Genomic DNA, 20,234 nt, shown 5'->3' with positions numbered 1-20,234 from the left:
AGCCCGCGCGGGGAGTCATGTGGCCCATCCGGGTCATCAGCTCCCGCGGACTCGCGCCGGACGCGGCGAGAGCGTTCCCCGTGTGCCGAAGATCGTGGAACCAGGTGCAGTAAGGGAGCGTATGTCTTCCACTGCACGGTCACCCTCGCCGCGATCCGACTGTGGCTGCGCTACTGATCGCCGGCTGACCTCACTCGTCGGGATGGTTGTGATGCCCGAGCAAGCCGAGTGCCGTCAGCACCGTGACAGAAAGCGTCATCCAGCCGATGAACGCGCCACCGCCGTACAGCACCGCGCCGGCTACCGGCGCTCCGGCCCCATGCGAAAGCACTCCCGCCACCACTGCCACAAGCAGCGATGACACGAAGGACAAGAGCGCGAGAAGTACCTGAACACGAAAAGTCAACCTCACCAGTCGATCCCTTCACGAAGGTGGTCGACCAGTCGGCGGGCAGCCTCAGCTCGACCACCGCTTGCGATGGCCTGCTGAGGCTCTGCGACGATTAGAGACTCATGGTGCTCAGTGCCTGTCGAGATTGGAGCACTGTCCCCCATCGGACACGTCGCCAGTGCTTGTGACTCTCGAATGAGCAATACGGAGCCTAGCGGCCGACGTTGAAGATCGCCATCGTCCAAAACCGGAAAAGCGGCTGGGTCGACACCACCCAACGCAGCGGTCACACACCCACCTGACGGGCCCTGGAGTCCATCCTGTGAACGAGCACGAGGCGAAAATGGCCCACCCCGGCCTTCGTGCGTGCGCGATGCGTGAGCGGACGGTCCGGCACGGGGCGCCACGACCGGGACGGGGTGCGCCACCGCAGGGCGCAGGCCAGGCAGAACAGCGCCCCGCGGCATGACTGAACACCGGCCCGACCCCGCCGTGCCCCCGCTACTGCGCGTGGCCCGTCCAGTCGCTGGGATGACCCGTCTGGTAGGTGCCGTCCTGAGGTCCGTACGGTGTGGGTTCCTGCGGCCAGGGCTGTTGCCAGGTGGCGTCGGGGACCGGGTGCCCGGTGGTGGGCTGGTGGGGGTGCGGGGCCTGTGGCTGCTGGGGAATGTACGGGACCTGGCCCTGCCACGAGCCGTGCGCCGGGGCGGACTCCCAGGCAGCCTCGGGGGCCGGGGCGGGGTGGTGCTCCGCCGGTTGCCATGAGCCGTGGGCCGGGGCCGGGGCGGGCTCCCAGGTGGCCTCGTGGGTCGGGGCGGGGTGCTGCTCGGCCGCCTGCCATGAGGCGTGGGAGGGGGCGGGGTGGTGTTCCGTGGGCTGCCACTGGTGCTGCGGTGCCTGCTGGTGTGTGTCCTGCTGTGCGTGCACCGGTGCCTGCTGGTGTATGTGCTGCGGTTCGTCCTGTGCGTGCAGTGGTACGTGCTGTGCGTGCAGCGGTTCATGCTGTGCGTACTGCGGTGCGGACCCGTAGGCGTGATGTACGGAGGGCGGTGCCGCGGCATCGTACGGCTGGACGGGCTGCGCCGGGATGCCGGCCGGTGGGACGACCTGTTGATGTGTCGCGCCGCTCCACACCACCTGCTGCTGGGGCACACTCCGGCCCAGCTCCTGCAGTCCGCCCCCGGCGTACTCGCCGTGGTGCGGCTCCTGGGTCGTGTTCTGGGGCATCGCATGGGGCATCGTCCGGGGCAGGACCAGCCCCTCCAGGCGCATCATCTCGATCGTGGAGGAGACCTGCGGGTCGGAGTACTGGTCCTCCTCCTCCCAGACCGCGGAGACCTCGTCCTCGTGCCCCGCGACCGACACCTCGACGCCGCCCTGGCGGGTGCCCCAGCTGCCCTGGCCGAGCGTGAGCAGGGCGTAGAACCGCAGCGGTGTCAGCAGCAGCAACTGGATGACGCCGTACAGCGGAGCCAGCAGGAACATGCCGAACCGCTTGACGAAGCCCATGCCACGGCGCGGGAAGTCGAGGTACCGGACATTGCGCAGGTACCCCATGAGGACCATGAAGACGAGATAGTCGCCGATGTGGTTGAGGAACTGCGACGGGCGCATGATCGGCAGGATGACCATCGAGTAGAACATCGCCGACCCGAAGACCAGCCACAGCGCCAGCTCCATACAGGTCAGCCAGAAGGCCGGCCGGTACTTCTTCTGATGGGTGAAGGCCCACAGGGACTCACGGAAGAAGGACTTGTTCCAGCGGATCTGCTGGCGCAGGAAGTGCGGCAGCTTCTCCGGAACGGCGGTGTAGCCGACGGCCGTCTCCTGGAAGACGACCTGTCCTTCCATCAGGCAGTAGTTGGTCATCCGGCGGTCGTCACCGAAGACGGCGGGCTTGCCGAGGAACTGCTGGTTGAGAAAGTCCGGCAGATACTTGCGCACCAGGCTGCCCCGGTACGCGGAGAGCGCGCCGCAGCAGCAGAGCACCGACTTCAGGCGGGAGTACGCGGCCCGCTCGAACAGGAAGGAGTTTCCGTACCGCAGGTCTTGGAGGCGGGTGAAGATATTGCTGTCGTGGTTGAGCGCCAGCACCATGCCCGTGGAGGCCATGATGCGCTCGTCGGCCATCGGCAGCAGCAACTCTCGGACGGTGTCCCGGGAGAGCACCGTGTCGGAGTCCACACACAGGAAGACGTCCGAGTACGGGGCCGCCTCGAAGCCCAGCGCCAGCGCCTCGCGCTTGCCCTTGTTCTCGGGCTGGACGCTGACCGTGTACTTCACGCCCTGGGCCTCGAACTCCCGGCGCAGCTTCTTGGCCACCTTGATGCCGGAGGCGTCGGCACTCGCGTCGTCGATGATGTGGATCTCGTTGGGCAGACGGCTCTGCGCCAGCAGGCTGCGCATGCCCTGCTCGAACATCACCGGGTCCTCGTTGTAGATCGGGATGACCGCCGTGACCCACGACTTGTCCAGGAGCAGCAGTTCCTCCGGGCCCGCCTTGGCGGGCCGGTAGAAGAGCGCCATGAACATCTTGAGGGCGAGCAGCCCCAGCGCGCCGAACGAGTACAGATGGAGCGAGTCGGGGTCCAGCTTGGTGACGATCAGACCGGCGATGAGGAGGAAGAAGACGTACGAGACGCGCAGATGTCTCTTGCGCCGGTGCCGGCGCCGCCCGTCGGAGTCGACGGCGCCGGGTATGTACGCGGTCTGGTCACTCACAGCCTGACCACCCGGGCGTGGTCCGCGGATTTGCCCCGGGTGTCGAAGAGCATCCGTGCGCGTTCGGCCAGCCGGCCGAGGTCCAGCTCGCGGTGCGACTGGAGCAGGACGGTCAGATCCGCCTCGGCAGCGGCGTCCAGATAGTCGTCGACGCGCTCCACCTCGGTGCCGCCGGCGCTCCAGCCCTCGACGTACGGATCGAAGTACGCCAGGTCGGCACCGCGGGCGAGCAGCAGTTCGGCCACGTCCAGGGCGGGGCTCTCGCGCTGGTCGGAGATGTCCGGCTTGTAGGTGACGCCGAGGAGCAGGATGCGTGAACCCCGTACCGGCTTGCCCAGGTCGTTGAGGAGGTCGGCGGCGCGGGCCACCACATGGGCCGGCATCCGCTGGTTGATCTCCTGCGCAAGTTCCACGAAACGGAATGGGATGCCGAGCGAACGTACCTTGTACGAGAGGTAGTTGGGGTCGATCGGAATGCAGTGGCCGCCCACCCCGGGACCCGGGTAGAAGGGCGCGAACCCGAACGGCTTGCTGGAGGCGCAGCGGATGGCGTCCCACAGGTCGACGCCGATCTCCCGGCAGAACATCGCCATCTCGTTGACGAGCGCGATGTTGACGTGCCGGTAGGTGTTCTCCAGTAACTTGGCCATCTCCGCCTCGCGGGTGCCCTTGGCCTCCACCACACCGCCCACGAATCTCTCGTACAGGGCACGGGCCGCCTTGGTGCAGTCCGGTGTGGTGCCACCGATCACCTTGGGTGTGTTCTCCAGGCCGAAGTGCGGGTTGCCCGGATCGATGCGCTCGGGCGAGAAGGCGAGAAGGAAGTCGCGGCCGGCCTTCATACCGCCCGCCTCAAGGCGGGGGCGCACCACCTCGTCGGTGGTGCCGGGGTAGGTGGTGGACTCCAGGACGACCAGGGTTCCCGGGGTCAGATGGGCGGCGATGTCGCCGACGGCGGCGTTCACCGCCGTGAGGTCGGGGGCGCCGTGCTCGGTCAGCGGGGTGGGGACGCAGACGACGACCGCCGCCGCGTCCGCGATGACCTCGGGCCGGTCGACTGCGCGAAAACCCCCGTCGAGCATGGCGCGCACGTCCGGGGCACCGATGTCGTCGATGTGCGAAGCACCGGCGTTCAGCCCCTGGACCACCGCGGCGCTGCGGTCCAGGCCCACGACCTGTAAGCCGGCGGCGGTGGCGGCGCGGGCCAGCGGAAGCCCCACGTAACCGAGTCCGACGACGACGAGATCGACTTTGGCAGTCCTGTTCACGGCAATGCATCCCACCCCGACGCTGCCACTGACCGGACGGCCGGGCACGCATGCTTCCATGATTTCGAACAAATCGATGGACACCGTAACAGCGCTCGTGTGTCATCACCGGTGCATTGCGGCTCTCCCCCTTCACATTGGCTGCTTACCAACCCCTGCCGAACGCCGGGCGCCGGCCGTCCGGAAGGGGACCCGCCAAGGGATCCACCCGGCTTGGAGAAAGCGTTCTCCCGGTAACCTCCCGGCGGTTCGTCCGGCCCGGGCGCACCGTCCTCCGTACCTTCCGACAAGGAGTTCTCGTGGCGACCTCACGCCGCCGTCGCAAGGCCCCCAAGACCAGAGGACCGAAGGTTCTCCTTCTGGCGGTCGTGGTGGCCGCCGCCTGCGCGGCCGCCTATCCCCTCTGGGGACATTTCCAGCCAGAGTCCACCGACGCCTCCGAACCCTCCGATCTCACCGTCCGGTACCGGACGACCACGGACGGCGACCCGGACGGCGACTCGGGTGTCGATACGGATGCCGCCCGGCCGTCGTTGGAGATCTTCAACGTGTCCGGGAGTTCCGTACCGCTGAGCGAGGTCGTCCTGCGGTACTACTTCACCGCCGACGGAGGCACGGCCTACGCGTTCAACTGCGCCGAAGCCGCGATGGGCTGCTCGAACGTCACGGGCACGGTCAGGGCCCTGGAGTCCGCGAGCGAGACGGCCGACCACTATCTGGAGATCGGTTTTACGCGGCAGGCGGGCGCCCTGAAGGCCGGGGCGAACAGCCGTGGTCTGGAACTCCAGCTCTTCAGGACCGACGGCAAGCCGCTGAAGCAGGACAACGACTGGTCGTTCGACGGCGCCAAGGACACCTACCGGGAATTCGACCGGATCACCGCCTACCGGGGCGGCGCGCTGGTGTGGGGCAAGGGGCCCGGCGGCAAGGGCGGTGCCGCCGGCCCCGCACCCCGGGCCGGGTCGGCCGTAACCCTTCCCCGCCGGGCGGCTTTCAACAACTTCAACTACCTCGGGCCGAAGGACCCCGCGCTGTTCAAGCACGGCTGGCTGGTGCGCACCAGCAGAGGAGGGCCGGGTATCGAGGGCACCTGGACCGGCGAGGGGGTGTCCTTCCCCGCCGATGACACGGCACAGGACGGGCAGGCGGTACGGCTGCGTGCCTCGACGGACGGGACCAGGCCGGGCACCCGGCAGGCGGGGATCGGGTCGAAGGAGCCCAAGTTCCGCGCCGGAACGTACGCGGCTCGCGTCCACTTCACCGACAAACCGACGAGCGGCCGGAACGGCGACCCCATCAATCAGACCTTCTTCACCATCGGCGGCTCCGGAACCAAGTACAGCGAGCTGGACTACGAGTACATGCCGAACGGCGGCTGGGGCGCGCCCGGTCCGAAACTGGACACCACCAGTTGGCGCAACGCCGACAAGGGCGACCGCGTCACGCGCAAGACGGAGGAGAGCCTGGCCGGCTGGCGCACCATGATGATCACCATCGACGAATCCGGTGTCACCTACAGCATGGACGGCCGGACCCTGTACCGGAACGGCAAGGACTACACACCGCGCGCCGACATGGCCGTCCAGTTCAACACCTGGTTCGTGGAACTGGAGTTCACGGGCGAACGGGTCTGGGACATGAAGGTCGACTGGGTCTACCACCAGGCCGGGGCGACCCTGTCCGCCAAGGAGGTCGAGCGCATCGCCGAGGGCTTCCGGGACAGCGGAGTCAACTACTTCGACACGATGCCGGCGTCCTGATCCACGGCGGAACCGGGTTCGACGGGATGCGACCTGGTTTCGACTGGGTTTCGACGGGACCGGATGGCGCGCGGGCGCGGCCGTGTGCCGAGCGGGCCGCCGGCGGGCGGAGGAGGCCGGAGGAGGCCGGACGCGTCGGGGGGGCGAGCGCCGGCCCATGGAGGGAGCGGCCCGGGTACGGACAAGGCGTGCGGTGGCGGTGGCCGTCCGGAGCCGGGGCCGGAGGCGTCGGGGCGCCGGCCCCGCCGGCGTTGATCCGGGTGCGGGGCGCGGTCGTACCGGGCGAAGTCGGCCCGGGTGAAGTCGGCCCGGGTGAAGTCGGCCCGGGTGAAGTCGTACCGGGCGCGGTCGTACGGGGCGAAGTCGTCAGGGTGCTACGAGACGCGGTTGTACCGGGCGCTACGAGGCGTAACGGGTGACCTTGGTGACCTTGCAGGTGATCTCGCCCTTGGCTTCGGCCGTGCCCTGGGCGGCCACCTTCGCGGACCGGTCGGGCGCGAGGTTGTTCGTCGCCGCGAAGCCCTCGCCGATACGGACCCCCTGGGCGTCCACGAACTCCACCGACACGAGGTAGTTCGACGTGTCCGAGGACTGGTTGGTGATCGTCAGTTTCGCCGACGGCCAGCTGAGGGCGGACTCCACCTCACAGGCGGTGATCTTCACATCGTCCTCCGGCTTCAGGTCCTTGGGGCGGTCCGGCCCCTTCGTGTCCTCCTCAACCGGCGCGTCGGCGACCTTCCCGCTGCTCCGGGTCGACGACTTGCCGTCGGGTGAGCTGTCACCGTCGTTCTGGGTGATCACGACGGCGACGATCAGCACCACGAACACGCCCACCACGGCGAGAATCACGGGCATACGGGACTTCTTGGGCGGCTGCGGTCCCGGTGTGCCCCAGCCGGACGCATCGGGTCCGGGCTGCTGCCCCCAGCCCGGCTGCGGCTGCCGCGGAGGCTGCTGGGGCGGGTGGCCCCAGCCCTGTGGTGGCTGGTGGTTCGACATGTGCCCCCCAAAGGCGCGTGCTGATGAGGTGGCCACACCGTAGATCCAGCCGCGGGCCGAAAGCAGTGGTGCGTCCGAACTGTGACACAAGGGATTCTCCCGGAGGAATAGGTCTAGACCAAGATGCGGGGGACCTGGAATGGTCAATTCCCTTGTTTTCCAAGGCGGTAGGGGGTTCCAGGGCGGTACGAGGGCCTGGAGCGCGGCTCGGGCCGGGGCGTCGTCCTGAACGCGAGGTCCACGTGATCCGGGTGATCCGTGACGGGGCCGGGCGTGCGGAGAAGCGAACGGACAGGGGCCCGGGCAGGCGGAACTCCGGCGGATCAGGAAGGGCGACGAGCGGCGATCCCGCAAGCGGGGATCCGGACACATCGGGGTCCGGACGGGCGCGGACGCGGTGCCTGGTCTTTCCGTACCGGCAAGGAGGCGCCAGGGCAGGGATGCTCGACCCCGGAGCGCGCGGAGGCTGTCTGGCGGCGACCCGCCGGGAGTGGCCCGTATGGACGTCTGGAGTGCGGGCGCCGGGCGGTTTCCGCACGCGGTGTACGACGCCGGTCGCGGTCCGGGCCGACGGGCCGGATCGGCACGCCGCGGAGGTACGCCAGGGAGGTACGCCGGGAAGGCTCCGGACCGCGGTCGGACGCAGTCGGTACGCAGTCAGTACGCGGCCGCCACGGTACGGCGCAGGGGTCCCCGGCCCGGCTCGAAGCGCCCGGGCCGGGCGGGCCGGACCGCGCCCCCGCGATCCGGCTACGGCTCTACGGCAACGGCGACTGCTACGGCTTGCGCAGCAGGCCCCCGTACTCGTACACACGGAGGTTCTTCTCCGTGGCGCCCAGATACGGCACCAGCGGCGGATGCACACCGGCCAGCGGCGGCTGGTCCGGGTCCGGGCGCCAGCGGGCGAGGTTCACCAGGCCCGGCTCCAGCGGGTCCAGCCCGTCCAGGAAGGCGTTGACCTCGCCGGGGGTACGAGTCTGCCAGGGGATGCCGAGGCCGGAGATGTGCGCCGACATCTCCGCACCCCAGGCCGCGTCGTCGCAGACGACCTGGGACAGCCCCAGACAGCTGCCGGGCGCGGCCCGGTCGATGATCGTACGCAGTGCCCGGCGCGGGTCGTCGGCGTCGGTGAGATGGTGGACGACCGACAGGAACAGTACGGCGACGGGCTCGCGGAAGTCGATCAGCCGCCGGACTTCGGGGTGGTCGAGGATGGGCTGCTGCTCGCGCATATCCCCGGTGATGACGGTGGTGCTGGTGTCGTCCGCCAGCAGCGCCTGGCCGTGCGCGAGGACGATCGGGTCGATGTCGACGTAGACGACACGGGCGTCCGGCAGAAAGCTCTGGGCCACCTGGTGCACATTGTTGTCGGTGGGCAGTCCGCAGCCCAGGTCGATGAATTGGCGGATGCCCGCCTCCCGCGCCAGATAGCGCACCGCACGGTAGAGGAATTGGCGGTTCTGCCGCGCGATGTCCACACATTCGGGAAAGTCGGCCAGTGTGGAGAGAAGGAACCTGCGGTCGACTTCGTAGTTGTCCTTACCACCGAGCATCCAGCCGTAGGCCCGGGCCGAAGTGGGGATGTCGAAGGGTACCGAGAGCTGCTCGGAACGATTGTCACTGACCACAGCGCGCACTCCGCCTTCCCGTAGAGACACAGGGGCGTCACCCCGTGGTGCAGGGTACTGCCTCGCCGGAGCACCGACGAGACACCGTCCATCCGTCAACAGACCTGTGTAGGCCGGAAGTTGACGCCCCGTGAGACAGCTGCGCACGGGAGGGCCCAGGGGTGCGGCCGTCGGCCCGGACAGGCGGTGGCGCGTCCGCCGTCCGGGTCTCGGCGAGGCGGTGATCCGGTAACTCCCCCGTCGTTCCGCCGGGCGTCCCGGGAACTCCCTCCCCGCCGGCACCCGGGCGGCCGGAGGCTCCTGTGGCGAGACCTTCGCCGCCGGGCCGGGAAGCACCCGACGGCCCGGCGTCAGGGGTCCTCGCGGCGGTCGAGGGCCCTCGCCCTATCGGCAGCCGCCGCCCCGGCCACCGCCACCGCCCCAGTCCCGGCCGCCCTCACCGTCGCCGTAGTCCCTGTCGTCGTCGTCATCATCGTCATCGTCGTCGTCGCTCCCCTGACGGCCGTCGTAGCCGAACCCCTCCCCCCAGCCGAAGCCGGTGAAGGAGCCCCCGTAACCACCGTGGCCGCGACGGTACGAACCGTCCCGGCAGCCGTCGCCGTCGCCTGGCCCCGGGCGCTCCCCGCGGGTGGCCGGGGGCCTCGGTGAGGAGCGCTCGGCGGGCCGCCCGGCCTTGGTGTCCGACCCGGAGGCGGCCCTTTTCGTCCGTGGCGCGGTGCCCGCGGCCGGCTGCCGCGCCTGCCCGGCGGCCGGAGCCAGGGAATCCACACCCGCCCCCGCCCCCTCGGCCGCACCCGAGGTCACATCGGCCGCCGACTCCTCCCTGGACGCCCCCGCGGACCCGTCCAGGGCCGGTCCCCCGCCCAGTTCCAGATCCAGATCCATGGGGCTCGACCCCTTCAGGGTGTTCCCCTCGGCGCCGTCGTCCGTGATGATCACGGCGCTGGTCACCAGCGTTCCGATCGCGAGGGCCACCCCCGTGCCCATCATGGTCTTACCGACCCGGGACAGCACGGATATCCGCTCGGGGGCGGGCTCCCGTGCGGCACGGCTCCCCCTGGCCGCCCGGTGCCGGCCCTTGGGCTCGGCACTCCCGGCGCAGCCGTACGACGTCATCCCCGTGGGCGTTCCTGTGTGGATACGCCCGCACGCCTCGCAAACCATGGCGGACACTATGCATCAATGCCATACCGCCTGGCAGGTATCTCCGGATAACAATAAGAATTCCCCGACGGTTACCGGGAGTTCCTTGCATTACCCCATTACCCGTCATTTACCGTTCCGGGGGCCGGAGGCACGGTACGGCACCCCGTGTCACGGTCGGCAGTCGGCCCGTATCTGCGCCGCCGCGTGGTGCGCGCCCTCGCGGTCGCCGCCCCAGTCCCTGCCCCGGTCCACCAGCCGTACGGTCAGCTGCTGCTCCCGGACGGGGAGCTTCCGGATCACCGCGACCCGCCCCCGCAGTTCCGTCTGGTTCAGCTCGAAGGTCCTGATCGGGCTGTCGTCGTCGGCGGCGGGACCGGCCAGGACACGATAGACGGAGGGCTCCCCTGCGACATCCTGAGGACGAGGGGCCTTCGGGACGACCACGGTGAGGGAACAGGTCGTATAGCCGCTGCCCACGTACCAGGACCAGGTCGCCGAATGGCCGTTGTCCTGCGACTCGCTGCCGGACATCGGGATCGCGCTGAACCGGCCGTCGCAGCCGTCGCCCCGGTGACCGCCGGTCCGGACCGTGTACCAGCCCTCGAATCCGTCCGCGTAGCGGCCGCTCTCCCGGTACTGCCCGCCGCCGGTGCAGCCGGGGCCCGCCCAGGCGGAGTACACGGGGTGCGCCGTTTTCCCGGGGCGCCCGGGGGAGGCCGGGGCGGCACCACCGTCGCCGGGGACGCCGAGGGTGCCGCTCGGGGCGGGGGGCGTGGGGGTCGCCGCGCCCGGCTCACCGGGCGAGGGCTCCGAGGTGGGCTGGATCCGTTCCGGTACGCCGCCGAGGCTCCCGGCGGCGCCGGAGACCGAGCCGTCCCCGGCGCTGTCGGTTCCGGGCGGATCGTCGCCCGAGAACGCGACGATCGAGGACACCAGCGCCAGCACCGCCACGGCAACGCCGCCGACCAGCAGCACCCGGCCGAACGCTCCCCGCCCGCCACCGGGCCCCCTACCGAACGGCCCCTTACCGAACGGAACCCCGCCGGACCCGTCCCGAACGGCCCCGCCCCGGCCGGACGCATCGCCACCGAAGGCACCCAGGCCCGCCGACCAGCCCCCGCCCGCCGAGCCACCACCGACCGTCGGGCCGCCGGTCACCCGGCCGCCGGGTTCAGCCCGTCCGCCGCTCGCCCCGCCGGCACCGGCTCCCGCCCGCCCGCCGGCCGCGGCACCGCACTCCGGGCACCTCATGCCCGGCAGCGCGCGCCCGCCCCTGCCACCGCATCGTTCGCATGCCATGTCGCACCTGAACCATTGGACCAACTGCTCGGTATGTTGAATCGCCCTCCACTATGCATGAGGGATCCATGAGCAGATAGGTGTTAACGCCGGTAAGCGCTACCGGAGTTCCTCCGGGCACGGAGTGCCGCGCTCAAAGCCGTACTTGCCCGCCAGACGGTAGGTCCCGGGCCTGGGCGCGAGGAGTTCGGTCCACTCGTCGCCCTCCGCGTCCTCCTCCGCCTTGATGAGGCACCCGTTCGGATTGACGAACGTCTTCGGCTGCCCGTCCTCGCGGCGCTTCGACTCCTCCGTCTCCTGCGGGCCCTTCACCTTCCGGCCGTCCTCGTCGACCAGGCCGAGCCAGGGCGAGTACGGCACCTTGATCAGTACCCGGCCCGCTTCCTCCACCCGGATCGTCACCTTCTCCGCGCCCGCCTGCTCCACGGTCGCGGGGGCCTCCGCCATCGGCGCGGGGTCCTTGACCGCGAACACCTGCCAGTTGGCATCGCCCCAGATCCGGGTCAGATACGGCTGCCCCTCCCTGACCAGGTCGGCCTCCTGCCGGGCGCCGCTGGAGTCGGGCGACCCCTCGGGCAGTACGACGTAGTGGACCGCCCAGCGGTCCAGCCAGGCCCGGTAGTCCGCCGAGGTGAGCGTCTTGTCCTCGTCGTAGAAGATGGGGTTGCGCTTCATATCGGCCTGGCGGTTCCAGCCGCGCGCCAGATTGACGTACGGCGCGAGCGCGGACGCCTCCCGGTGGCTGCTGGCGGGCACGACCTCGACCCGGCCCCGCTCGGCGCCGACCTCCTGGAGCTTGTTGACCAGCGGCGCCAGCTCGAAGTTCCAGGACGCCGTCGGAGCGGTGCGGACCACGTCGTCGACGGCCTTGAAGCCGACCCAGAAGTTCATGCCCGCGAACACGACGAGCAGCGCGTACCACTTCCGGGAGCGCGGCACGGTGTACGGCAGGGCCGCCAGCAGCACCACCCCCGCGAACAGCATCGGCAGCCGCGACACATTGGAGCCGATCTGGGAGTCGACCGCCCAGGTCAGCAGGGTCCCGAGCGCGTACACCGCCGAGGCGACCCGGACCGTGCGCCACTCCCCGGGCACCAGCAGGAAGACGAACACCCCGTAGAGGAAGGGGAGCGAGGTCGACGCCAGCGACATCGGCTGCGTCCCGGAGAAGGGGAACAGCCAGGCGGAGACCGCGACGACCGCGACGGGCGCGAGCCCCAGCGCGTACGCCCCCGGCCGCCGCTTGTTCAGGAACAGCGCGGCGGCCACCACGCCCAGGAAGAGGCCCGCGACCGGGCTCGCGGCGGTGGCCAGCGCCGCCAGCGGTGCCGCGACGGCGGCCTTGGCCCAGCGCTTCGTACGCCAGGGGCGGGGCCAGCAGAAGACCGCGGCGACCGCGCCCAGCGCGAACATCGTGCCCAGACCGAAGGTCACCCGGCCGGACAGGGCGTTGCAGAGAAAGGCGAAGACCCCGGCGAGCGCGCACGCCAGCGGATTGCGTACGGCCCGCACCCGCGCCAGGATCAGCGCGGTGAGCGCCGCCGAGACCGTACCGGCGACCATCATCGTGGGACGTACACCGATCACGGACATCAGATACGGCGAGACAACGCTGTACGAGACCGGGTGCATCCCGCCGTACCAGGCGAGGTTGTACGCGGAGTCGGGGTGGCGGCCGACGAACTCGGCCCAGGCGTCCTGGGCCGCGATGTCGCCGCCGCTGTTCGCGAAGAAGAAGAACCAGAGGACGTGCACCACGGCGGCGACCGCCGTCGTGACGAGCACGGGACGGCGGGTGAGCCGGTCCCGGACATCGGCGAGTCGGCCGGGCCGCCCCTCCTCGGGCTGCCGTACGGAGCGGGGCGGTGACTGCCGTATTCGCGGCCCCGTCCGGGAGCCGCCGCCGTCCGTACTGACCGGCTCTGCGGTGGTCACTGCGGCTCTCCCCGTCTCCGTCTGCTGTGGTCCGGGTCCCTTGTCCACGGGCCGGCTCCCTCGTTCCAAGGACGCAGCCGGGGCATGGATGAGTTGCGCCGTCCAGGCGACCTTGAGCTCTCGGGACGCTAACACGAGGGCGTCCCGCAGCTCCGGGACGCCCTCCTCGCTCCGGGCCGGAGCCCCGGGCCGGAGCACCGGGCGGGGCTCTTGGGCCCGAGCCCCGGGCCGGAGCGACCTTCCGGCCGGTCTCAGCCCAGGCGCGTCAGCTTGTCACCCCAACCAGGTTCCGCCAGGTCCTCCTGGAGCGCGACCGGGACGGACACCCTGGCGGGCCCCGTGCCGATGGAGACCTGGCCGACGGTGTCACCCGCACGGCCGGACCTCGGCAGGTCCGTTCCGCCGTCGTTCAGCGCCAGCTCGATCCGCAGACCGGCCCAGCCGACCGCCTTCAGGTCCTCGGTGGCGACGACAGCGGACCGTCCGCCCATCCCGTTGTCGAGGTGGCCGAGGACATCGCCCTTCCTGACGACCGCGGCGGAGGTGACCCCTTCCCTGGCCTTGGAGATCACGTTGATGCTGTGGGTGATCGCCTTCTGCGTCTTCTCGTACGGGTTGGTGCCGTCCTGGATGTTCATGGTGATGCCGTTGACCCGGTGGAGCCTGCCGTCGACCTCCGTCTGGAACGACCAGAGGAGATTCCCGCCGGCCGGGGTGGACGAGCCGGTCTTGATGCCGTCGACGCCGGGCTGGAGGAGCGTACGGTCATTGCCGTTCCGGATCGGGCCGCTGCCGGGGACGTCCGTGTTGGTCGTGTCGGTGATGCCCCGGAAGACGTCGTTCTTCATCATCACCTTGGCCAGCTTGAGCTGGTCCATCGGGGTCGAGGTCGTCGTCTTCTTGAAGCCGCTGGGGTCCGTGTAGACCGTGTCCTTCATCCCCAGGTCCGCGGCGGCCTTGTTCATCTTCTCGACGAAAGCGGCCTCCGAACCGGCGTCCCAGCGGGCGAGCAGACGGGCGGCGTTGTTCCCCGACGGGATCATCATGAGCTGGAGCATCTGCTTCAGGGTGTGCTCCTGCCCCTCCCTCAGGTTCGCCACGGACTCGTTCTCCCAGTTGTCCGACTCCTTCGCGGCCTGCGGGTCGACGGTGATCTTCTCCCCCTCCTCCTTGCCCTTGAGGGGGTGGTCGCGCAGGATCACATACGCCGTCATGGTCTTCGCCACGCTCGCGATCGGCGCGGGCTTCTGCGCCCCGTACGACCCCATCACCCCGAGGCCCTCGACCTCCACCGCGCCCTGGCCCTCACCCGGGAACGGAAGGCTGAGCCGGCTGCCCTGGAAGGTGTAGGCGGGCGCGGCCGAACGGGTCAGCTCGGGTTCCGGCAGCGGGCGCAGAATCTGTACGACCGTAAAGACGACCCCCAGGAGGAGGACGAGCGGCGTCCAGATCTTGATCCGCCGCATCACCGTCCGTACGGGCGTGTCCGGTGTGTTCGTCAGCTCCGCGAGCAGATCGAGCGGCGGCAGCGGCGGTACGGGCTGCTGGGTGGTCCGCTCGGTCTCGGGGAGCCCGGCGGGCGCGACCGGCCCGGCGGTACCGGCCCGGGAGGCCTCGGCGGGGGCGGGTTCGTCGCCCCGCAGCGGTACGAAGGTGCTCGGCCGCCCCGCGGGTCCGGAGGCCGGCTCGGGGTCGGTCTGGGGCCGGGGGGCCGGGGGGACCTTGAGGGCGGTGGTGGGGCTGTCGGTGGTGGGGGCGTCGGGGGCGGCCGGGCCCGCGGAGGGCCGGCGGAGCGCCTTGAAGACGGCGGTGGGCTGGTCGACCGGGCGGGCGGGGGTGCCGGAGGTGCCCGCGGTTGCATCCGGGAATCCGCCGGAGGTGTTTGCATCTGTGTCGGATTCTGGCTCGGAGGCGTCGGCGCGCGGCTCGGGGGCGGTGTCCTTACCGGTGGCCGTTGCCGTGCCGGTGCCCCTGCCGGAGTCCGGGGACGTGCCGGTGTCCGGGGCCGCCGAGCCGGGCTTCCCCGTGCGGGTGCCCTCGGCGGTGACGGGTTCCCCCGAGCCGGCCGCCTCCCCGCCTGCGGCCGGGCCGTCGTCCGGGGAAGCCTCACCGGCCGGGGAGGCGGCCGCCGCGCCTTCCGGCGCCCGGCTCTTCTCTCCGGCGGTCCGGGCCGTGGTCCCGGGCCCGGCGGCCTCGTTCCCGCCGTCCTTCACGGGGGCGTCCCCGCCGTCGTCGCCGCCGCCCTCCGGGCCTGAGGACGGCCGCTCCGGGGCGTCCGGCTCCGTTTCGGATTCCGGTTCGGGCTCGCTGGATGCGCCGGAGGCGCCCCCTGAAGGCCCCCCAGACGCCGTACCGGCCTCCACCGCGCCCTCCGGGCCATCGGTGGGCCCCGCGCCGCCCGAGGCGGCCTCCGCGGCCGCTGCGGCCCCCTGGGGGGCTTCAGCGGCCTCCGGAAGGACGGCGGTCACCTCGGCGGTGGTCTCAGAAGCCCCGGGGGCCTCACGGGACTCGGGGAGCACCGCGGTCACCTCGGCCGCGGAGTCACCCGGCGCGGTACGGGAACCCGTACCGGCGTCCGTACCGCCACCGCTGCCCGGTCCGCGGCCGGAATCCGCGCCCAAGGAGCCGGAGGAACCAGAAGAACCAGAAGAACCGGAAGATTCAGGAGGTTCAAGAGATACAGGAGATACAGAAGAGTCGGAGGAGTTCGCGTGCTCGTCGGCCCCGGGTGCCGTGTCCGGACCACGGCCCGCGTCCGCTTCCGGGGCGGTGGCGTCGGTACCGCCGGTGGCGGGGCCGTCGGCGCGCTCGTCGTCATCGGCGCCCGCCCGGGTCCCGGTCCCTCCCCCGGCACTCCGTGCCCCGGTCTCGTCCGCGGACGAGACCCAAGCCGCCACCGCCGAACGCAGTTGAGCGTCTCCCTCGGCGGAACCCGTCTCCGTGCCCGGTTCGCGGCGCGGCCCCCGGGGCGCCGCCGGGCGAGGCTCGGGCGGAAGGGCGAAGACCGCGGTCGGCTGATCCGCATCGGGCCCGACCGCCGCCGATGCCGACGCCGATGTCGACTGGCCGAGCAAGGCGAGCCGGGGGTCATGTTCACCCGAAGTCGTCTCCCCCGACGACTTCCGCTGCTCCGACTTGTCGGGGGACTCGCCCGCCACCGTGCCTCCTCCATGAACAATGTGCTGTCGCCGTACGTACCGAGTACCGGCGCTGTCGAACCGAGGGCCCGTGTTGTCCGAACCATCTCTCAGTGTCCTGTGTGAGAACACGCCCCCCGCGCCTAGACGAGAACGACATACCTAACGGTTCCCATACAAAGCACCCAGGCACTCTCGACAGACCAATGTGAGAGGGGTCACCCTGTCATTCATCCACGCGGGGAGGCATGGATGGGCAGGAGCCGCAGAACACTTCCGGAGGAGCTTCTGCTGCTCGCTCTGGACCCGGCCACGGGTACCACAGCGCAGCCGCAGTCGCTCGACCTCGGCCTGGCCGGAGCACAGCTAGTAGAGCTGGCTCTGGCGGGTCGGATAGCCCCTGACGGGGATCGTATAGCCGTGGTGATGCCACGGCCGACAGGAGATCCGACACTGGACTCCGCACTGGAGCTGCTGCGGCGACGCGGCAGCCCGGTCCGGGCGGTCCACTGGATCGGCGGACCCCGCCTGGGGCTGCGCCAGATCTACCTCGCCCACCTGGAGCGCTGCGGCATGGTGCATGCCGTGGCGGGCCAGATGTGCGGGGTGCTGCCGACGACGCGCTACCAGGCGACGGAGACGGCGATCAGCCGGGACATCAGGGCCCGGCTGGACAGTGCGATCCGCACCGGTGTCCCACCGGACCCGCGGACCGCGGCGCTCGCCGCACTGGCCCACGCGGTCGGACTCGGCAAGCACCTCTACCCGGGCAACGAGGGGCGTTCCTCGCGATCCCGCCTGCGGGATCTCATCAGGCACGACCCCATGGGCGGACTCGTGGCACATGCCGTGATGGACGTCCAGAACGGTGTGGCGGCACAGCCGCGCCGCAGTCCCACCGCAGCGGGCGGCAGTCGCCAGTCGGCCGTCTCGATGCAGCCGCGCCGAGGAGGCATGGCCCGCGTCGCCGCGCACTGAACCGAACAGCCGCGCCCGAGTCGGCCGTGCGCTGAGTCACCTGTGCAGTGACTCAGCCGCGCGGTGACTCGGCCGCGTACCGCACCACTACCCTCAACCCACCCTCGACACCGACGCACTCACCCGGCCATCCGGGTATCACCCACATATCACCCCTGTATCACCGGCACACGGCGGTGCCGGCTCGCCCCGAGCCGGCACCGCCGTGTGCCGGCCGGTCCGGGAGCCGCACCCGCAACGCGCGGGGCAGCCGTCACGGCTGCCCCGCGCGTTCGCATGCCGGCCGTGACGGTCTTCACCCCGATTCGCCCTCAACTCGCCGCCACCGGAGCGCCGGCCGGACTTTCTGTGCCGCGCGCTGCGCCATGACCGCGGTGCGTGTGGCTATTTCGCCGCGCGGCCATGAGTATTGGTGGCAGTCTGCTGAGCAGTAGATACGCTCAGCTACGCAATCGGAGGTGCAGTTTCCGTGGCGTCCAACGTCAATCCCACCGTCAGGCGACGCCGATTGGGGCAGGAGCTGCGCAGGCTCCGCGAGATCAAAGGCATGACGGCGGAGGAAGTGGCCGACCGGTTGCTGGTCTCCCAGTCGAAGATCAGCCGGCTGGAGAACGGCCGCCGTTCCATCAGCCAGCGCGACGTCCGCGATCTGTGCGGGGTGTACGAGGTCGACGACCACCGCGTCGTCGACTCGCTGATGCAGATGGCCAAGGACTCCCGCCAGCAGGGCTGGTGGCACGCCTTCGGCGATATTCCGTACAGCGTCTACATCGGACTGGAGACCGACGCGGCCAGTCTGCGGGTGTACGAGCCCCAGGTGATCCCGGGACTGCTCCAGACCCAGCAGTACGCCGAGGCGCTCATCGCGGGCGCGCTGCCGGAGAGCTCCCCCTCGGACATCGACAAGCGCGTGAGCGTCCGGATGCGCCGCCAGGGCCGTATCAAGGAGGCCGAGCAGCCGCTGCGGCTGTGGGCCGTGATCGACGAAGCCGCGCTGCGCCGGGTCATCGGCGGTACGAATCTCATGCGGGAGCAGCTGGAATACCTGGTGGAGATCGCGCAGCTGCCGCATGTCACCGTGCAGGTGCTGCCGTTCGACATGGGCGCGCACCCCGGAATCAACGGCCAGTACGCGATCCTGGAGTTCCCCGACACCTCGGATTCGAGCGTCGTCTACATCGAGGGCGTCACCAGCGATCTCTATCTGGAGAAGGCGAACGACGTCCACAAGTACACGGTCATGTACGAACATCTGCGGGCCCAGGCGCTGAATGTGGACCAGACGAAGGTCTTCATCGAGAACATCGCCAAGGAGTACGCGAAGCTGCACTGAGGCCCGAGGTCAAACGGCCTGAAGGGGCCTGAAGGGGCCTGAGGTGAAGGGCCCGAGGGCCTGAAGGGTCCGGGTGTCCGAGCCCGGAGGCGTCCGAGGCGTCGGGCGCCCAGAACGTTCCGAAGGGCTCATTGCGGGTTAGTGGCGGCGAGGGGGACGTAAGGTACACCCCCGCCCCGCTCCGTGGAAGAGTCCGGTGGAATATGCCATCCGACCGGGTGAATGCCTGCCCCGCCCCCCGGCTCCGGCGAGTAGCGTCGAACGCGCCAACAGTTGGTTGGCGCACCATCACACCACTGCCGAAGCGGAGCGAACATGGCAATCATTCAGGGAGCCACGGAGACCTGGACGAAGTCCTCGTACTCCGGGGGAAACGGTGCTTGCGTCGAGGTGAAGTCCCCGGTCATGGAGGCTGTTTCCGTACGTGACTCGAAGGTCCCCGCGGGCCCTTCGATCTCCTTTGTCCCCGGCTCGTGGAACGCGTTCGTGAACGAGGTCGGCCAGGGCGCGTTCGACGTCGACTGAGCACCGCGCCGAGCGAGATGTGCGGTACTCGCACCGCGCACGCGTCCGCCGCGTGTGCACCACCTGACAGAGCCCTCTCGACTGGTCCGCCGTCCCGGCCGAGGGGGCTCGGCCCTTTCCTCAGCGCAGCCGATCCACATAGCGGTCCGTGCCCGGGACCGTGGGGATGAACGGCGCCACCAGTTCCACCCGCCCGAGACCCGATTCCGCGACCTCCTCGTCGAGCCCGGCGAACCGTGCCTCCCAGCGCTCCCCCGGCTCCTCCTCCAGGAACCAGAGCAGTGTCAGCCGGGTGTCGACACCCTCCACCTGCTTCACATAGGTCATCCGGTCGCCCGGCAGCGGGGTGGGCCGGAAGACGGTCACCATCGCCGCGCCCGCTCCCGGGAGCCGCTCGGGCAGATGCCGTGTCCGCAGCCACTCCAGCAGTTCCGCGCGCTGCCCGGGGCCGTCCGCGTCGACGACCTCCAGGACCAGCCCGGCGTACGGGTGGTCCAGCGCGTGGTAGTCGCGCGGACCGGCGGCGCCGTCGCGGTACACGGTCGCCACATGGTCCTGGAAGGCCGTGAACACATGTGTACGGTCGTGGTAGACACGGCTGTCGCGGTTGAGGCGCTTGTTGATGCCGACGGTCCACTTCATATGGTCGGCGTAACGGCCGTCGGTGATCCAGTATGTGGAGAGATAGCAGCCCGCCGAGACCGGCTGGGCCACCGCCGACTTCTCCGGGTAGCGCAGCCGCTGGAGTTCCCGGGTGGCGACCCAGCGCCGGCCCGCGTACATCCAGGGCATCGCCATCGCACCCGCGTAGTAGTGGTCGTCCTCGTACCAGCGGTTGTACGCGTACTCATGGCCGGGATGCGGTTCGACCATGGTGATCAGGGCGTGCCCCGGGCGGACGCCGTAGGGGCCGAGCGCGGCCAGTTCCGCGTACAGCTCACTGCGGGTGTCGTCGCGCTTGCCATCGCTCCCGGCGTCGCCCCCGCTGTCGTTCCCGTCGTCGCCCCTGGCGTCGTTCCTGCTGTCCTGCCTGCCGTCGCTGTTGTCGTCGTTCATGGGACCGGCTCCCTTCCCCTCTCCTGCGAACGCACCTACTCTGACGGGCCGTCAGATG

At 70.3% G+C, this 20,234-nt stretch carries 14 protein-coding genes; 4 read left to right on the top strand and 10 right to left on the bottom strand.

Translation table 11 applies throughout. From position 1 onward, the window contains the following. Window positions 1–190: 190 nt before the first annotated feature. The 3 genes from ACIBCM_RS15120 to ACIBCM_RS15110 form a co-directional block, all read right to left on the bottom strand. Complete coding sequence (locus ACIBCM_RS15120) at window positions 191–412, bottom strand: hypothetical protein (RefSeq protein WP_399243153.1); 222 nt, start codon at window positions 410–412, stop codon at window positions 191–193. Window positions 413–892: 480 nt separating this feature from the next. Continuing rightward, the gene (locus tag ACIBCM_RS15115) at window positions 893–3,112 is read right to left on the bottom strand and encodes a glycosyltransferase (protein ID WP_399243151.1); all 2,220 of its coding nucleotides are present in this window, start codon (window positions 3,110–3,112) and stop codon (window positions 893–895) included. Beyond that, window positions 3,109–4,380 carry a nucleotide sugar dehydrogenase gene (locus ACIBCM_RS15110; RefSeq protein WP_399243149.1) on the bottom strand — a complete coding sequence of 424 codons (1,272 nt, stop codon included), beginning with the start codon at window positions 4,378–4,380 and terminating at the stop codon, window positions 3,109–3,111. Before ACIBCM_RS15110 ends, ACIBCM_RS15115 begins: the two co-directional genes overlap by 4 nt. A gap of 299 nt (window positions 4,381–4,679) precedes the next feature. On the opposite strand from ACIBCM_RS15110, the gene ACIBCM_RS15105 reads away from it, so the two are divergent. Continuing rightward, entirely contained in the window at window positions 4,680–6,140 is a 1,461-nt protein-coding gene (locus tag ACIBCM_RS15105) for a cellulose binding domain-containing protein (RefSeq protein ID WP_399243147.1), read from the top strand. A gap of 399 nt (window positions 6,141–6,539) precedes the next feature. Here ACIBCM_RS15105 and ACIBCM_RS15100 read toward each other — a convergent pair whose 3' ends face one another. The 6 genes from ACIBCM_RS15100 to ACIBCM_RS15075 form a co-directional block, all read right to left on the bottom strand. Next, the gene (locus ACIBCM_RS15100; RefSeq protein WP_399243145.1) at window positions 6,540–6,995 is read right to left on the bottom strand and encodes an FxLYD domain-containing protein; all 456 of its coding nucleotides are present in this window, start codon (window positions 6,993–6,995) and stop codon (window positions 6,540–6,542) included. 920 nt (window positions 6,996–7,915) lie between these two features. Continuing rightward, window positions 7,916–8,767, bottom strand: coding sequence for an SAM-dependent methyltransferase (locus ACIBCM_RS15095; protein WP_399243143.1), 852 nt, complete (start codon window positions 8,765–8,767; stop codon window positions 7,916–7,918). A 384-nt stretch (window positions 8,768–9,151) separates the two neighbouring features. After that, window positions 9,152–9,883: a hypothetical protein gene (locus ACIBCM_RS15090; protein WP_399243142.1), complete on the bottom strand. Its 732-nt coding sequence runs from the start codon at window positions 9,881–9,883 to the stop codon at window positions 9,152–9,154. 198 nt (window positions 9,884–10,081) lie between these two features. After that, entirely contained in the window at window positions 10,082–10,888 is an 807-nt protein-coding gene (locus ACIBCM_RS15085) for an adhesin (protein WP_399243140.1), read from the bottom strand. A 423-nt stretch (window positions 10,889–11,311) separates the two neighbouring features. After that, entirely contained in the window at window positions 11,312–13,147 is a 1,836-nt protein-coding gene (locus tag ACIBCM_RS15080) for an MFS transporter (RefSeq protein ID WP_399243138.1), read from the bottom strand. Window positions 13,148–13,398: 251 nt separating this feature from the next. Beyond that, entirely contained in the window at window positions 13,399–15,360 is a 1,962-nt protein-coding gene (locus ACIBCM_RS15075) for a serine hydrolase (protein ID WP_399243136.1), read from the bottom strand. Between the two features lie 1,176 nt (window positions 15,361–16,536). Between ACIBCM_RS15075 and ACIBCM_RS15070 the strand changes: the two genes are divergently transcribed. From ACIBCM_RS15070 to ACIBCM_RS15060, 3 genes are all read left to right on the top strand, one after another. After that, entirely contained in the window at window positions 16,537–17,262 is a 726-nt protein-coding gene (locus ACIBCM_RS15070) for a GPP34 family phosphoprotein (protein ID WP_389274901.1), read from the top strand. Between the two features lie 469 nt (window positions 17,263–17,731). Then, window positions 17,732–18,595: a helix-turn-helix domain-containing protein gene (locus ACIBCM_RS15065; protein ID WP_399243134.1), complete on the top strand. Its 864-nt coding sequence runs from the start codon at window positions 17,732–17,734 to the stop codon at window positions 18,593–18,595. Between the two features lie 315 nt (window positions 18,596–18,910). Further along, entirely contained in the window at window positions 18,911–19,120 is a 210-nt protein-coding gene (locus ACIBCM_RS15060; RefSeq protein WP_399243132.1) for a DUF397 domain-containing protein, read from the top strand. 120 nt (window positions 19,121–19,240) lie between these two features. Here ACIBCM_RS15060 and ACIBCM_RS15055 read toward each other — a convergent pair whose 3' ends face one another. After that, entirely contained in the window at window positions 19,241–20,176 is a 936-nt protein-coding gene (locus ACIBCM_RS15055) for a hypothetical protein (protein ID WP_399243130.1), read from the bottom strand. Between the last annotated feature and the right edge of the window lie 58 nt (window positions 20,177–20,234).

Origin of the sequence: Streptomyces sp. NPDC051018 (assembly GCF_044456085.1) — a bacterium.
Lineage (GTDB): Bacteria > Actinomycetota > Actinomycetes > Streptomycetales > Streptomycetaceae > Streptomyces.
Note: the sequence above shows the minus strand (reverse complement) of the source record. Positions and strands in the feature narration are given on the sequence as shown.